The following is a 15,304-nucleotide window of genomic DNA, read 5'->3' as shown; positions in this document are numbered from 1 at the left end:
CCTCAGGACAAAGCGCTAGCTGAGGAAAACCGAAACACCCCTATGAATAAGCCTCAATGGGTTTGGTGTATTTCACAACACCGGATGGAACAGGCGCGCCACGGGCGCATCGGGCCTGATTTTGTACTGGATTGTGCATGGACAGGTGGCGGCTCAACGCCAACGCCACCACCGCACCACCACCCACCCAGCCAAGGCAACGAACCCGGTCACCACCAGTCCAACAACGAGCCAGGGCCAGATACTGGAAATGAGGTCGACCGCAATCTTCAAAGCGAGGGCGGCCAACAGGACGGTGAAGCACCACCCAAGAAGCTTGTCTGCCAACGAGAAAGGAGTCTCAGCCATGGCGTCCTCCCGGGCGTCGGTGCGGGCGCTGCGACTGGTCCATACGCTGCATGACATGGCGGAGCATCTCTGTTCGGACACGGAAAGCCTCACACTGAAGCTGCCTAGCGAGATGGCGAGCATCGTGGTGGATACGGAGCTGCTCGCAATACTGCCGACGCTTCCGGGCACGATCGCGTTCCCGCCAAACCTCCACCAACCCCCACACCACCACTCCCAAACTCACCAGCCCAAGGACCGCCATGCCAACCACCCCAAGGACTCCCAGGCCGGTCACTGGAACCTCGCAATAGCCTGCGCCGCACCAGTGGCATACGCACCCAACAACGCCTCCAAGTACGGCGCACTCTCCGGCGCAACCTGCACCAACGCCTGGCCAGTCATCACCAGATTGCCGACATTGCCCATCGCCTGATTCGTCAGCTCCGCCCGAGCCGCGTCAACCGCCCTGACTACATCACCTCGACCAGCCGTCCACTCCAACTCTCGCTGCACCGACCGAGCCAGCCCTCGCGGCCGCCCACCCGACCCAGTCACCGACGACACCAACCCAGACCCAGCCGCCCGAGCCGATCCAGCACCAAACCCAGAAGCAGGGATGAGATCCGACATGACATAACTCCTTCCACACCACCCGCCACCACCAAGCAGCGGAATCCGGTGTATCTCGTTTAGAAGCCGGTTTGACTTCACACCCCAAGTCCAACCCACAACCCCGGGGCCTGTCGTGACATGAAAGTGACATCCCCCGAGCACCAGAAGCCCCCTCAAGCCCCGAGAAACCAGCGCGCTCCTTCTCCCAATCCAGGAAACAGCCCCTGGTGTTCCTCGGCTAGGCTGCCCAGATGAGCAGCAGCGACAGTGCTGAAGGGAGCAGCCGCGCCGCCGAAGATGCCATCCACCAGGAACTCCGCGCTGCCCGCAAACGCCCCGGCGGCCTGTCGCCGCAGACCATGGCCCAGTGCCCGGTCATGTGCGACCTACTCGGCAATGGCGACCCCGAAGTCGCCTTGGTGGAGCTGAACCACAAGATCATGGAACTGATCGACTCCGACGACGACATCACCGCCGTGGAGGCCGCCAGCTACTCCCTCGGGCTGTGTACCGACGCCGATACCCACCTCGCCCGGCTTGAAGAATTCGGGGCCAAACACTTCCTCGACCAACGCCAAGCCCGCCGCTACAGCGACCGGGGTCTCACCCAACTCGCCCGGCTGATCTCCACTCACTGGACCACCCAAACCGTCCCTGAAGCCACCCTCATCGTCATCGGTTTGGATGAAACCCAAGTCGGCTTCACCATCCAGCTGCGCTGCCAACGCCACATCCACATGCACCCACCACAGCTCAGCCTGTGGCAAGGCAACGAACCCCAAGCCATGCCCCTGAGCCCAGCCTGGACAACCAGCTCCCAACCAGAAGCCCTGTGGCACGAGCAGGAGCTGGCTGAGCCAGCCGTTGTCCAGCTCCAAGGCGAGACCACCATCCGCCTCGTCTGGCGAGGCGAAACCTGGCCCAAGTTCACCATCGTCCTCACCGGCAACATCCACGCTCGCATGGTCAAGAGCCAAACACTAGGGGCAGCTTGTGCGGTGACAGTGGTGGATACGGAGTAGCCACTACCGAACTCCCGATGCGCGCCGCGCATCCAAGCGCTGGACTACCCCTGCCCAGTAGCACAGCCGCGCCAGACACAGAGGTTGTATAGCTGGTCGGGGACGGCAACTGGCCGTTGACAAGCCATAACGCCATCACCGCAGACTTTGACGGCACCAACGGCAGGCGGCGCTACAGGGTGGCGTGGGAGCAGTGACAAGGTATTACGCACTGACGGCTGAGGCATCCGCAGAAGCCAGTTCCGAAGACTATTTTCGCCGAAAGTTAGCTAGTTTTGGCAGAATATTAACTAACCTCCATTGTTGCCGAACCTCCTCGTTGCTACCCTCGACTCATCTCTCACCGTCGGAAAGCCCGACGCGAGTCCTGAAGCGACAGCGGGCAGGACTCGTCCCAGAGAGACGTACGGGGAGCCCTCATACCCTCATGGTCACGGCAACGTGGACAGTGACGCGGATGGCACAACGCCACACCGCACAGAGAGTGAGCCCACATCTACCAATTTTCGAACGCCTGTGCTATATTAAAAAGCAGTATGAAGGACCGATGGCGTTCATCACCACAATCACCAGAGCAAGAGCATCCAGCAGCTCAGCAGGCGGAGGCTATACCTGGCGCAGATGCAGTCCCGGAGGAAATATCTCACGAGGAAACAGTGTGCGAGGGATGCGGACGGCCATATGGACGCACGAGAGAGCTTGGGAAGAGAGCCTTGAAAATGGACGTAGAGGAGATACCTAGAGTGTCAAAACGACGATTCGCAACACCCGAAGAAATTGCATATGATTTTTCTCAACGAAACCCTGAATGGGCAGCTAAGATCCGAAATAGATTCTCGCCTGAATGGGAGCGTGGTGAGCGAGAACGCATCGGCAGAAACCGGAAGCTGCCTAGAGACAACAGCCTTCCTGAGGTTCCCAGATTTCATGACCCTCTACAATATTGAAGGGTGATTTCCTGTCGGATATGACTTTTGCCGATAGGTATGGAGGCCTTATATGCGTGAAGTTCTCAAGCTGGCGCAGCCCTTGTTAAGACCACGCTTGAAGATACCAGTGAACAAGCACAAGAATCGGTAAGTAATGCATGATTCTTCATGAGGGTCATTCGCAGGCGGTGTGTCTATCAGGTAGGCCTCGTGGCAGGCTGTACTTGAAGATGGTCATGGACTAGCCTTGTCGTTAGGGTGCAATGCGTTGTTTTAAGTGGCAAAGAAAAAGCCTAAAGGTTTCTAAATTAGATGCCTCCTCGTCAAGCTATAGCGCCAGTAGGCGAGAGCGTAGACGTGATGACATTGTTAGATTGTGGGAGAATCCGCAATGGCAAGTCCGCAAGCAAGTTGTTCACGACTTTTCTCAGGCAGTTTCTGGAGAGTATATGCAAAAAACTACTTTAGATGCTGACCTCCAAGAGATTTTATCCGCAGTAAATATCAAAATTGGGGATCGAGTCGCCATCCCTATAGAGTGGCGCCCTAAAGGCCTCATCATGTCCTTAGACGTCTGCTCCGACGATATGGCTGGTCATGTTGTCTCAAGGGCCATATGCCAGAACTCTGCTCTTGCACTTCTGGAATCTATCGCAGTCGCAGTATTAGATGAGGAAGCACATGGAATTTTGGGGAAACTTGGTAATTTGCCAACATGCATAGAAACCCTTTTTGAAATTCTTGTTAAAAAGTCTCCAGATGAACTCTTGGAACAAAGACTTGACGGATCCAGGATATCGAACTATTTATACACATTAAAGTTAAATGATAAAAGTGACGAGTCAAGCGATATAAACGGCAAAGAGTCTAATTTGTGCGCCGAGCTATGCGGCAAGAACTGCATTGGGAGCAAGGTGTGGAACTTGCTTCGAAAAAATCAACTGTTCATGAAGGTTCTGGCAGCTTTTACATTAGGATATGTACGCGCCATAGAAATTCCTATTACCAGTAATGGAATCAGTATACTTAAGACTAAAGAGGTAGTTGCGAGCAATCCCTTTGAGCAAGTTCGATCGTCTGTTCCTGATGCATTATGGCTACAAGCAGATCCAGCGAATCTTACCATTCGAAGAACTATAAATGTCGACATGCCTGCCGATGCCAACATGATAAAAAGTCTTCCTCCGGACTATGCACATTTCGCCCCTACGCCATCTGACGAAACAATACTGTTCAACTCGCCAACGCCTCCGGCTGATCAAACTGATCCAATCCGCCTCAAAGTGCAAGAAGATGGCGCGTGGGCATATCATAAGCAAGGAATCCAAGATGATGGATGTGTTCGAGGATCAAGAATCGAGATTCGCAAGGGGATGGTCGATGTCGTGGCTAGACGCGCAAATCTAATATTTCCCGGTCTAATACTGGCCTCACTGGGGTTATTATCGCAAGCATACATGCTTATACACATACTGATATCTCTAAGTATAACTGACAATAAGATTAGCAATACTGCGAAGGGTGGGGCTGACATTGAAGCCCCATTGATCGGCGGTATTGCGATTATAGTCCCACTTATTGTATTGGCATATGCCTCAACGTCCAGACATGTTTTATTGAGCAGGTTATTAGAGCCATACAGGCTCATATTGATATGGGGGACTTTATTGCAATTGGTTGCCATAGGCTTAGCTGCACTGTTTAAGCAAGTTGCGTTAGGATTACTTAACCTTGGCCTGACAACTTCTGTCATTATTTTGATAGTATTTTTGGATGCGACCAAGCAGAAGCATAATAGTTATTATGTTCAACGATTGCGCTGTCTGCGCAATTTTCGCAAAAAGATAAACCAGTTACCGCTCTGGGGTGCCATATCGACACTAGCGCCAGTTATCACTACCATCGGGCAAGTATGCTTTGGCGCTCCAATAGGACATGTGCTCATAATAATAACTGTTCGATTCGGATTGAATATACTATCTTTGGTGTATGTAAAAAAATATTTCTCTATAGAATCCAGACGCCTTAACATCAACTGGCTTATTATGCTGGCTGGCGTAGAGGCGGGGTGCCTTGCCTTTGCGATTCCCACCTCTACTCTTGCATCGCAATATTGGCCAATTACTATATGCATGATGCTTCTTCAAATAGCTTATCTTGCCGCTCGCATATTTTCAATATATATACTATCTTACACAGTTCACGAAAAGAACTGTAGCAAATGCAAAGATCCCAAGATATCATGCACCACCAAGACGGGGTCGCAACTTATCGAAATTCCCGACAAGGGCAAGGACGACTATAAAGCTTTTGGGATAATAGATGTAAAAGACTTATTCACGGACGACGTATCCGCTGACAAAACTCCTAGCCAGAGCGCAGTTGAGGGTGGCTGTGAATAATCTTCATAGCCTCCTCGCTAGCACCCACAGCTTCACAACCACCCCAGTCTCCACGCAGATCCCCTAACTCCTGGCTGGTAGCATACCCCTCATGCCACGCGAAAAGATGTGGGTTGATTACCCAGACGGAACACATCTGTCGCAGTCACGCCAAGATCCGGGTGGGCTTAGGGGCCTTGCTCGGGATGATGAGACCGGCGCTCTCGTAGACCACGCGACGCTCCATCCCATCATCGATGATGATACGGGGTTCGACCTGTCGCGCTTCGTGTTGGTTGGTGGTGCTGCGCTTGGTGGCGTTGCGCTTGGCGCTGCTGCCGTCAAATTTACTCCGCACGTTGTCAGCTGGTGGAATGAGCGGATCGTTCCTACGTGGAACGATCGGATGCTGCCGGGCATGCAGTCGTGGGTGCGCAACCTGTTCCGGCGCAAGCGGCGTAAGCGGGGCGCGCTCCAGGACGAAACGGCTGAAGCCACAGATGCTCCGGCCCTCCCGCTGACGCCGACGGATGTTGCATGTGCAGTCTTCGTCGACCAGGTTGATGCTCTCTCCGGTGAGCCCGGCACCTCGATGAGTCAGGCAGAGGCGAAAGAGCGTCTCTTCGCTATCCTCATTGCCGCGGCCTATATCGCTGAGCAAATTCGTGCGCTCTCGGGCGCCCGTATTGAGTCAGAGGATAGTGAGTGTGTGGAGTTGCTCTCAGGAGCGATACGACAGCTCTCGACCCAGCGGATTGCGGATGGCATCAATCGTCTGCTGGAATCGGACACCGCGTTGCTGGATGAGGAAACGGTCGATCAGTTCATGAAGCTGTTCAAAGGCGCTCGCATCCCCGGCCAAGGCTATGCACCTATCCGAGTGGAGCAGTTGCAAGAAGCGCTGCGGCTGGAAGAGTAAGAGGGGCAGGGCTCGTGGGGTGTGGCCAAACCTCCTGCCGACCTACACTGCCCGCCGATACGCTACCCCAACCTTAGGCGCAGCCTGTTCGATCCATTCTTCATGGAGACCAAGTTGATGACCAATGGCACTCTCTTCAATTTCGCGCGTCTGTTGCTCACCATACAGATGATCAATATGCCCGCGTACATCATCAATCTGTTGCTCGACTGCGTCAAACCGACTATTCATACGCTTCTCAAGGGCATCCATATCATCTTTGATGAGGTGGTAGAGCTTGAGCGCTTGTTCATCATTCATGCTAATTAGTATAAGAAAAATGGATGTATAAATCAAGGTTTAACATAAAGCATTGAGACTTACCTGTTGTCATGCATTGACTAGATTAATCGGCGATATCTGGCTCTAGCCACTCGCGGCATTTTGCGATATAATCATAACCAGCAATGCCGCACCCAAATCCCGACAACAAGCCATCGCTTCACGCTCGTCTCCGCAAGACCAAGGCGGCGTTTCTGGCGACAGCGTTGACCTTGGCTGGTGTGCTCCTCATCATGCTGAATGGCTGGCTTTCTGGTATCAACCTCGGTGACTGGGCCTGGCTGCATGCGTTGCCACTCGGGGAGCTGGGCGGCACGCTGTTTGGTGCCGGGCTCCTCGGTACGCTGTTTGAGTATTCCTTTCGCAAAGACCAAGAAGCCGCCACCGCTCGCCAGTTCCGCCAGATCATTCACGATGAGGCGCCGGCGATGCGGGATGCGGTGATCGAGGGGTTTCGGTTCAACACTGACGATCTAGAGCGGATTGCCACGCCCCGGCTGTTGGATGAGCTGGCGGTCAACAGTCTGGGTATGCGCTTTGGTGATACGGCCTTCGGGCGGGAGGTGTATGGGGATATTAAGCACCAAGCAATTACGGCTGAGGAACGCTGGTATGACGCGCGAGTTGATGCGACCCTAGGTATACCTAGGGTTAGGAGCGTAGCTCCTAACCCTTTCTTTGACTTACTCGTCCGCTGGGAATACACCGTCGTGCCCAAGCACCGCTTCCGGAAGTTTGCTGTGGTCTCAGACCGGCAGCGGTATGACCAGATGGTGGCTGAGCGCGGGGAGACGAGCGTGTGGTTTCGGCGACCGGTACCTGGCGTAGCAGTCACTGACCCGGCAGTGTTTGCGTTGGAGCAGTTCACCATCAATGGGAAGGCTATTCCGTTCACTCGCCAAGCTGATGATGTCTCACAGGTCTACATCGTAGACCTTGGTGAGCAGGTGGTGCGGGATGAGAAGCCGGTGGTGGTGTCGTTCGCATTCCGGACGCCGGTGCCTCGGGATGGGCACGTGGTTCACATCGACATTGATCGTCCAACCAAGGGATTAGAAGTCGAGTTGACCTACAACGCTGCTGCTATCCGGCGCGTGCGCCTGATGGACTTCGCTTCCCGTGGTGACGGTGGTCGCATTATTACAGAGTCGGAGATACCGGTGGTCCGCTACCGCTACGACGGCTGGCTGTTCCCACGTGCCGGCTTGGTGTTCGCCTGGACGTTGGCGGACGAAGGCTCGATCGCCAGGCCACAAGCCGCAGTCGAAGCCTCACACCCCGAAGCGCCGAAACGTTCCGTGCCGACCGCTCGCACCAACCCAGCGCACAAAGGTGATGTGCACACTGCGTCGAAGATCAAGAGGGACGCCCGCCACCGCCAAGCGGTATAGCGGGCGACTTGTCTAGCACGATTTAACCAGATACTTCAGCATCTCAGCAGCCACCCATGGTGGTCTCCTTTCCGTCTCGGTGGGGTTCGGTCTTGGCGGTATTGATCTTGTCCTCTAAATATTGCCATACATGTATGGTGGCGGCAAGGACGGGACGCGGGAACGCTGGGGTGCATGGGTGGACCCGACCGAACCGACGCGGAATGGTGGGAGTTCGCCCGCGCTCTCGGAGTCAAGCTCCAACGTGCTCGCTTGGCCAAGGGCATGAGTCAAGAAGCCGTTGCTCACGCTGCTGGCATCTCGACGTTCACCTACCAGAAGTTCGAGAAGGGTGAATCCAAACCCGGCACACCCATGAACCCGCGGCTGCGCACCCTCTTGGCCCTCGCCGAGACCTTGGAGGTAAGGGTGGGGGAGTTGGTGGACTGAGGTTGCCAGAAGCCACCCGTCCCTGGCGCTATAGGGCAAGTGGCTTGGTGGGATTCATGTCCTGTGATGCGCGGTATCCACGCTGAAATGTGGTGTGGCGTTGATTGGAAATCAAATAGCTCGCGGCACAGGACCGACAGGTCTGCGCTCAACTCCAGACTGGATCAGAATGTTCAGCACCGTGGTGCGGCTGACGCCAACCTCGCCCGCCACGTATCGGGCCGAGCGTCCCGACTGGTACAGCTCCACCACGCGTTGGCGGACACGCTTGGTCGCGCGACGTTTCTTGATGACGGGCCTGCCAGTGAGTCGAGCGGCAGGCGGACGAAGCTCAACAGGGGTGTTGGGGGTGTATTGAGCCAGGGCCACCCACACACAAGGCTCCCAGTGGCCTTAGTGCCGTCAGACCTCAGCCCGTGATACGACGCAGCACCCGGGAGTAGCCTACGGCCACCGGCTTTCTCACGAGCGTTGCCAGGACGTCCGGCACACCGCGGATGCTGAAGTCTTGTTCCCAGTGGAGACGGCTTCCGGTGCCCACTGCCTCGATGCTCGCGTGGATGGTGCCGGTGAGTACCGGTCCGGTCTTGATGATGACCGCGTAGTTCGGTGGCTGCCACCTGTTCACGAGCATGTGATCGTCGAACCGCAGCGGGCCCAGAGCGGTACGCGCCACGAAATGGCTTCCTGCACGCAAGGCGGAGCCATCGTCGCTGCTCACCTTGGTGAAGGGCACTGCCGTGCTGTGCCGCGACAGTTCCCACAGTTTTCTCCATAGCTCTTCGGGTGGCAGGGCCGATTCAAACTCCACCACGAACCGTGTCATCCCGTGGACACCCACCTCAACCACGTTCAGGCCTGGCATCGGCTGCGGATGCCGCACTTACTTGCTGGTGAGCGGCCAGCGCCTCGCGTCGCGACTCGGCCAGGTCGACGACAGGCACGATAGGCCGATCGAGTCCCTCCGGGATCCAGCGCTTGACATAGCAGTTGCGCGGGTCGAACCGGGAGCGCTGGAGTTCAGGGTTGAAGATGCGGAAGTAGGGCGCAGCGTCCGCGCCGCTGCCGGCCACCCACTGCCAAGAGACAGGATTGTTGGCTTCATCTGCGTCCACGAGAGTATCCCAGAACCACTGCTCGCCGTCTTGCCATGGCTGGAGCATGTTCTTGGTGAACAGCGATGCAGCGACCATGCGCACCCGGTTGTGCATCCAGCCGGCCTGCCATAGTTGCCACATTCCGCCGTCGACGAGGTCGATGCCGGTGCGGCCCTGTCGCCAGGCCCGCGCCAGGTGGTCGTCGGGACGATAGGGGAATTCCGCGAAAGCTGAACGCATGGGGGTGTCCTCCAGATCTCCGCGGTAGTGGAGCAGGTGCCAGCAGAACTCGCGCCAGTAGAGTTGCCTGGTCCAAGCGGCGATGTCCTCGCCCGCGGCCGTGCTGCTACGGACTGCGGTCAAGGCTTGGCGCGGCGATAATTCCCCGCACCGCAGCCTCGGCGAGATTCTGCTGGTGGATCTTTCCTCCCCGGGCAGGTCACGGCGTTTGGCATAGCCGGGCAACCAGCCGTCGATGGCGTCCAGTTGCTGCCGGGCTGCCAATTCACCGGGCTCCCAGTGCTGTTCGAGGGTGTCGTCCCACCAGGCGGGGCCGTCGTCGAGCAAGCCAAGGTCCTCCAAGTTCTGCAGGACACCATCCTCCCGCAACGTGGCCAGGGCTGTGGCCGCACCGTCCGGTGCGTCGACCGGTGAGGGCTCGGGCAGGAGGGCACCGAGGGGCAGGTCGGCTACGGCACGGCTGAAAGGTGTGAAAACTTGGTAGTGGGAGCCGCTGGCCGTCCTCATCAGCCAGGGTTCGGCGAGCAGACTGCCGGGGTGGCTGTGCACTTCGGTGCGGGATTTCAACTCGTGCTTGATGGCGGCGTCCAATCGGCAGGCTGCCGGGGCGTAGCGTCGTGTCCAGTGCACGCACGTGGGTTTTACGGTGTCCACGACTCGGCGCATGACGTTCGCGGCATCACCCCGGGCGAGGACGAGTGGAATGCCCAGGTTGGCAAGCCGTGGTGCCAGCTGTTGCAGGCTGCGGTGGTACCACCACCGGGTGGCCGCACCGAGCGGGCGCGGGCCGTGCCGATTGTTTTCTTCATCGGTCCTGCGGGTTTCGTGGATCCACAGTGCCACCACGGGTCCGTGTGCTGCCGCGCAGGCGGCCGTCAGGGCCGGGTGGTCAGCCAGACGGAGGTCGTCGCGAAGCCAGATCAGTGTGGTCATGGATGGTCCTGGAGAGGGTTCAGTGCAGGAGTCGGCTGGCGGCACTGACTACCCGGCGCCGCGGGCTGGCATCCTGCAACGCATTGGAAGCGACGGGGCCAGCGCTGGCGATCCTGTTGGCGAAGGGTGGGGAGGTCATCGGCTGCTCTCGATCGAGTAAGCGGTTCACCCGAACCCGGGCGCAGAGTGTTGTGTTCATGCATTCTCGTCACCATGGGCAATCGTACGGGAATGCTGACTGGTGCCACAGGATACGTCGGAGGTCTGGTGCTGGAGCGCCTGCTGGACGAGGGCTGGTCGATGCGGGTGCTGGTCCGCGACGCGTCGAAGCTGGAGGCCTCTGTACGGCAGCGCGTTGAGGTGGTTGAGGGCGACGCCGAGTCGGACGAGGACCTCGCTCGCGCCATGGCGGGGGCCAAGGTGGCCTGGTTTCTGATGCACTCAATGGGCGGCGACGGGGACTTCGCCAAAACCGAGCGTTCCATTGCGGAGGCTTTTGCCAAAGCTGCTGCGGGCAGCGGTGTGGAGCGGATCGTTTATCTGGGTGGCCTGCACCCCGGCGAGGAGGATCTCAGCGAACACCTGGCCAGCCGGGTGGCGGTCGGCGAGGTTCTGATGGGCAGCGGCGTGCCGACCGCCGCCATCCACGCCGGCGTGGTGATGGGTGCCGGCTCCGCATCCTTCGACATGCTGCGCACGCTCACCGAGCGGCTCCCCGCTGCTGGCGGCCCGGCCTGGTTGCGCAACCAGATCCAGCCCATCGACGCCGCCGATGTCGTGCACTACCTCGTGGCTGCTGCGGACCTCCCGGCGGAGGTGAACCGCACCTTCGACGTGGGCGGCCCCGACCGGCTCAGCTATGCCGAGATGATGCAGCGCTATGCCCGGGTGAGGGGCCTTGGGCCGCGCCCGGTGGCCACAGCTCCGGTCATGACCCCGCGGCTGGCTGGTCATTGGATCGGCCTGATCACGCCAATTGAGGCGAAGCTCGCCGCACCGCTGGTGGGGTCGATGCTGCACGACACCGTGGTCAAGGAGAACGATCTGGACCTGCTGGTGGGCCCCCGAAGGGCGGCACCACCGGTTTCGACGACTCAGTACGCGAGGCGTCCCGCGATCTTGACTCGTGGAAATTTGCTCGCACCATCGCGGTGGTGGGCGCGGTAGTCACCGCCACTGCCGTGGCCGGTGGCATCGCCACCTGTCCCAACTCGTTGTGGTATCGCAGCCTGCGCAAGCCGTGCTGGCAGCCGCCGGCAGCGGCCTTCGGCCCGGTATGGACCATGCTGCACGCCGACATCGCCTTCGTCTCCGCCCTGCACTTGGCCGACCGTCTGGAGGGTTTCGAGGACGATGACGTCAAACCTTACGCCGCAGCATTGGCCGCCAACCTGGCCCTGAACGCGAACTGGTCCTGGGTTTTCTTCCGCTCCCGCAATCTTCCGCTGGCCACTGGCGTCGCGGCAGCGCTAGCAGCCAGCTCAGCCGATCTGGTGCGGCGAGTATGGAAGTCCCGAACCCAGCGCGGCGTCGTGCTGGCACCCTATGCGGCCTGGACCGGGTTCGCGGCCGCGCTCACCGCTGAGCTTCTGCGCAGGAACCCCCGACGATGAACCAGTGACCCAGCCGGATCACATCGAGGGCCACTATCATGAAGAAAACGAGCGACAGGACAGGATGAGGACTGATGCCCGAGAGCGCACATGATGTGGTGGTGGTGGGTGCCGGCGTCGCTGGCTTGTCCTGCGCCCGTGAGTTGGCCCGCCTCGGGCTGGATGTCGTGCTGTTGGAGGCAGCCGAACGGGTAGGAGGTCGAGTCACCAGCGACGACGTGGACGGCTTCGTTGTGGACCGTGGATTCCAGGTCCTGAACCCTGCCTACCCCAATCTGCGCAAGGTGGTCCCGATGGGCCGGCTCGGTCTGCGTTCCTTCCCGCGACAGGTGCGGGTGCGCACCGGCGACAGGTTGGTGGAACTGAATGACCCAAGTCGCCGCCCCGGCCGTCTGCCTGCCGCTCTGGCGTCAGGGCTGGTCCGTCCGGGAGACTTCGCCCTGCTGGCAGCCGTGGCGCGGTCGGTGGTCCGGGACAGGCCACGCGGCGAGAACTTTGACTCCAGCGGTTTCACCGGGCCCCTGCGGCGGCAGGTGATTGACCCCTTCCTGGCAGGCGTCCTGTGCGAGCGTGATCAGTCCACCTCGGCGCGATTCGTGTCCTGGCTGCTCGCGATGTTCGCAGTCGGGACCCCGGGCCTCCCCAGCGGTGGGATGCGCACCCTGCCGCGGCTGATGGCCGAGGGTCTTGACGTGAGATTGGGTACGACTGTCGAGCACGTCGATCTAGAGACAGGAACCCTCGCCACCAGCGCAGGTGAGTTTGCCGGGCGTCACGTGGTCGTGGCGGCGGGCCCCACAGCGACAGCTCAGCTCGCCGGAGGCCCCGTCCCTGAGGTGAATGCCACGTGCACCTTCTGGTTCGCTACGACTAAATCTCCAAGTGACACCGCGGCCATCCACCTGGATGGCTCAGGTGAGGCCCAGGTGGCCACCACTACGGTGGTCAGCAACCTGGCACCCGAGTATGCCCCCGCCGGTCAGCATCTGGTGGCCGCGCTGACTCTGGCAGACGCTCCCGGCAGCGACCCTCCCGAGGTCGACGAGGGAGCCGTGCGCTCGCAGCTCGCCCACATCTACCAGACCGACACGGCCGCTTGGCGCCTGGTCGCCCGCCATGATCTGGCCGAGACCGTCCCAGCCGTGGCTCCCGGGCGGCACAGGTCGACCGCCGGCATCGAGCGCCGTGGGCGCGCGCTGGTGTGCGGGGACCAGTTCGGTAATGCGTCGTTGGACGGCGCAGCGGCCTCCGGCCTCAAGGCCGCCGCAGCAATCGTGCGGCGAGGTTGAGCCAGAAGGTGCGCGCCCGGGACACAGGTGTGGGGACGATGGATCAAGTTAGGTCTTGATGACGGCAACATGAGGACCGTCCTGAAAGTCATGGCAGAACAGCGAGGGAACCCCTGATGACCGTCGTGCCCGTTGCTCTTGTTGCTGGCGGTTCGCGTGGCCTCGGACTGGAGATTGCTCGCCAGCTTCATCGGCGTGTCCATCACGTAGCTTTGTGCGCTCGTGATGAGGCTGCTCTGCAACGTGCAGCGTGCAGCGTGCAGCGTGCAGCGTGCAGCGTCCGAGTTCGAGGAACGTGTATCCATCCATGTCATGGACATCACTGACCGCGAGGGCGTGCAGCGCGTGGTCGACGAGATTTCGAATGGCTACGGCCCCATCGAGGTGGCGATTCACGTGGCCGGCATCATTCAGGTGGGGCCTGCCGCAGACGTAGCATTGGAGCATTTCGATCAAGCGCTCGACATCATGGCCAAGGGGCCCATCAACATGGCGTGGAGCGTTCTTCCGTCGATGCGGGAGCGTCGTCGTGGACGCATCGGCGTGGTCGCCTCCGTGGGTGGCGTCGTGAGCCCGCCCCATCTGCTGCCATACTCCACAGCCAAGTTCGCAGCCCTGGGCTTCATTGACGGGCTGGCCGCTGAGTTGGTGGGCACTGGCGTGACGGCGACGAGCGTCGTTCCCGGACTCATGCGTACCGGTTCCCACGACCAGGCCGCCTTTACTGGTGACGCCGCTGCCGAACACAATTGGTTTAGCGTGGCAGCCTCAGCGCCTCTGATCTCGGCTGACTCCACGCGGGCCGCTCGGCGCATGGTCGATGGTGTCTTGGCGGGGAAGCCCTTGGTGACTGTCACTCCGCTGGCGTGGATGGCGTATCGGGTGCGCGGCCTGATGCCGGGCACCACGACCCGGGCGATGGGGATCGCCAACAGGTTTCTGCCCAGGGCGACGGGAAATGCGGTGCCAGTCAAGGGATCGCAGCTTAGCGTGCCACCTGTCGTGCAGAGACTCACCCACTGGGGCCGGCGCGCGGCCGCTCGCAACAACGAGGCGTGACCGAAACTCAGGCCGACCACCCCGATGACATCACAAACACCAGCCACCACACTCGACGAGAGGACGGCCATCGACAGACAGTCATCGACCTTGTCAAAAGGTCCCGCTTTGCCATGCTCACCACCCGCACCGCGGAGGGCACCATGATCTCGCGTCCGCTGACCGTCCAAGAGGTCACAGAGGAGGGGGACATCTACTTCATCGTCCCCGGCGACGGGGACGCGGCCCGCGAGGCCGACCGTGCCGAGGTGAACCTCGGCTTCAGCCACGACATGGCCTTTGCCTCCGTGGCAGGCACAGGTGAAATCCTCCACGATAGGGACAAACTCGAACAACTGTGGGGCATCGGGACCCAAGCCTGGTCCGACAAGGATGAGACCCCCCAGAACACCTCCAAAGTCGTGCTCGTCGTTCATGGTGAGACGGCCCAGTACTGGAATGCGCCCTCCAAACCGGCTCTGGCCGTTGACCTGCTCAAGGGCCTGCTCACCGATGAGAAGCCGGCCAGCGAAAGCGGCACTACGAAGCTGTGACAGCTACTCCGGCCAGTCCTAAGGCAAGACGAGATCGCCATTTCCGATTTCGGAGAGCCACAGTCGGCTCGTCTCTCCGTAAGAGCGCTCATAGCCGGGATTCCCTTGTCCCGGCATCTCCGGATGCTGTGGTTGGGATGTGGAGCCAGGGCCGCTGAATTATGGCGTTCCACAGCCCGACCCCTCCGCTTGGTGCCAGACCGACA

At 59.7% G+C, this 15,304-nt stretch carries 17 protein-coding genes; 12 read left to right on the top strand and 5 right to left on the bottom strand.

Translation table 11 applies throughout. The annotated features are described in order from the left end of the window. Positions 1–153: 153 nt before the first annotated feature. Positions 154–348, bottom strand: a complete 195-nt coding sequence (locus tag ACO6D6_RS03935; RefSeq protein ID WP_484783398.1) for a hypothetical protein — start codon at positions 346–348, stop codon at positions 154–156. Here ACO6D6_RS03935 and ACO6D6_RS03930 point away from each other — a divergent pair. From ACO6D6_RS03930 to ACO6D6_RS03915, 4 genes are all read left to right on the top strand, one after another. Next, positions 347–763 carry a hypothetical protein gene (locus ACO6D6_RS03930; RefSeq protein ID WP_484783397.1) on the top strand — a complete coding sequence of 139 codons (417 nt, stop codon included), beginning with the start codon at positions 347–349 and terminating at the stop codon, positions 761–763. The two genes, ACO6D6_RS03935 and ACO6D6_RS03930, sit on opposite strands and share 2 nt — an antisense overlap. A gap of 430 nt (positions 764–1,193) precedes the next feature. Continuing rightward, the gene (locus ACO6D6_RS03925; RefSeq protein ID WP_484783395.1) at positions 1,194–1,964 is read left to right on the top strand and encodes a hypothetical protein; all 771 of its coding nucleotides are present in this window, start codon (positions 1,194–1,196) and stop codon (positions 1,962–1,964) included. Positions 1,965–3,342: 1,378 nt separating this feature from the next. Then, positions 3,343–5,295: a hypothetical protein gene (locus ACO6D6_RS03920; protein ID WP_484783393.1), complete on the top strand. Its 1,953-nt coding sequence runs from the start codon at positions 3,343–3,345 to the stop codon at positions 5,293–5,295. Positions 5,296–5,386: 91 nt separating this feature from the next. Then, a complete protein-coding gene (locus ACO6D6_RS03915) occupies positions 5,387–6,193 on the top strand; it encodes a hypothetical protein (RefSeq protein WP_484783392.1) in 807 nt (268 codons plus the stop codon). 42 nt (positions 6,194–6,235) lie between these two features. Here the strand turns inward: ACO6D6_RS03915 and ACO6D6_RS03910 are convergent, their stop codons facing one another. Further along, positions 6,236–6,493: a hypothetical protein gene (locus ACO6D6_RS03910; protein WP_484783390.1), complete on the bottom strand. Its 258-nt coding sequence runs from the start codon at positions 6,491–6,493 to the stop codon at positions 6,236–6,238. Between the two features lie 146 nt (positions 6,494–6,639). Between ACO6D6_RS03910 and ACO6D6_RS03905 the strand changes: the two genes are divergently transcribed. Further along, positions 6,640–7,905, top strand: coding sequence for a hypothetical protein (locus ACO6D6_RS03905; protein WP_484783389.1), 1,266 nt, complete (start codon positions 6,640–6,642; stop codon positions 7,903–7,905). A 174-nt stretch (positions 7,906–8,079) separates the two neighbouring features. After that, positions 8,080–8,334: a helix-turn-helix domain-containing protein gene (locus tag ACO6D6_RS03900; RefSeq protein WP_484783387.1), complete on the top strand. Its 255-nt coding sequence runs from the start codon at positions 8,080–8,082 to the stop codon at positions 8,332–8,334. A gap of 111 nt (positions 8,335–8,445) precedes the next feature. On the opposite strand, the gene ACO6D6_RS03895 is transcribed toward ACO6D6_RS03900, so the two are convergent. From ACO6D6_RS03895 to ACO6D6_RS03885, 3 genes are all read right to left on the bottom strand, one after another. Next, positions 8,446–8,583 (bottom strand): hypothetical protein, encoded by a 138-nt coding sequence (locus ACO6D6_RS03895; RefSeq protein ID WP_484783421.1) that lies wholly within the window; start codon positions 8,581–8,583, stop codon positions 8,446–8,448. A 160-nt stretch (positions 8,584–8,743) separates the two neighbouring features. Next, on the bottom strand, positions 8,744–9,160 hold the full coding sequence (locus ACO6D6_RS03890) for a hypothetical protein (protein WP_338571932.1): 417 nt from the start codon (positions 9,158–9,160) through the stop codon (positions 8,744–8,746). Positions 9,161–9,176: 16 nt separating this feature from the next. Beyond that, complete coding sequence (locus ACO6D6_RS03885; protein ID WP_484783385.1) at positions 9,177–10,604, bottom strand: cryptochrome/photolyase family protein; 1,428 nt, start codon at positions 10,602–10,604, stop codon at positions 9,177–9,179. Between the two features lie 231 nt (positions 10,605–10,835). On the opposite strand from ACO6D6_RS03885, the gene ACO6D6_RS03880 reads away from it, so the two are divergent. From ACO6D6_RS03880 to ACO6D6_RS03855, 6 genes are all read left to right on the top strand, one after another. Further along, on the top strand, positions 10,836–11,771 hold the full coding sequence (locus ACO6D6_RS03880) for an NAD(P)H-binding protein (protein ID WP_484783383.1): 936 nt from the start codon (positions 10,836–10,838) through the stop codon (positions 11,769–11,771). After that, complete coding sequence (locus ACO6D6_RS03875) at positions 11,759–12,217, top strand: TspO/MBR family protein (RefSeq protein ID WP_484783381.1); 459 nt, start codon at positions 11,759–11,761, stop codon at positions 12,215–12,217. Before ACO6D6_RS03880 ends, ACO6D6_RS03875 begins: the two co-directional genes overlap by 13 nt. A 74-nt stretch (positions 12,218–12,291) precedes the next feature. Next, positions 12,292–13,506, top strand: a complete 1,215-nt coding sequence (locus ACO6D6_RS03870) for an FAD-dependent oxidoreductase (RefSeq protein ID WP_484783380.1) — start codon at positions 12,292–12,294, stop codon at positions 13,504–13,506. Positions 13,507–13,622: 116 nt separating this feature from the next. Then, positions 13,623–13,832 (top strand): SDR family NAD(P)-dependent oxidoreductase, encoded by a 210-nt coding sequence (locus ACO6D6_RS03865; protein ID WP_484783379.1) that lies wholly within the window; start codon positions 13,623–13,625, stop codon positions 13,830–13,832. After that, positions 13,732–14,565: an SDR family NAD(P)-dependent oxidoreductase gene (locus ACO6D6_RS03860; RefSeq protein WP_484783377.1), complete on the top strand. Its 834-nt coding sequence runs from the start codon at positions 13,732–13,734 to the stop codon at positions 14,563–14,565. Before ACO6D6_RS03865 ends, ACO6D6_RS03860 begins: the two co-directional genes overlap by 101 nt. Then, the gene (locus ACO6D6_RS03855) at positions 14,562–15,098 is read left to right on the top strand and encodes a pyridoxamine 5'-phosphate oxidase family protein (RefSeq protein WP_484783375.1); all 537 of its coding nucleotides are present in this window, start codon (positions 14,562–14,564) and stop codon (positions 15,096–15,098) included. The genes ACO6D6_RS03860 and ACO6D6_RS03855 overlap by 4 nt, the downstream gene beginning before the upstream one ends. Positions 15,099–15,304 lie beyond the last annotated feature (206 nt).

This window comes from Arachnia sp. (assembly GCF_057238465.1).
Note: the sequence above shows the minus strand (reverse complement) of the source record. Positions and strands in the feature narration are given on the sequence as shown.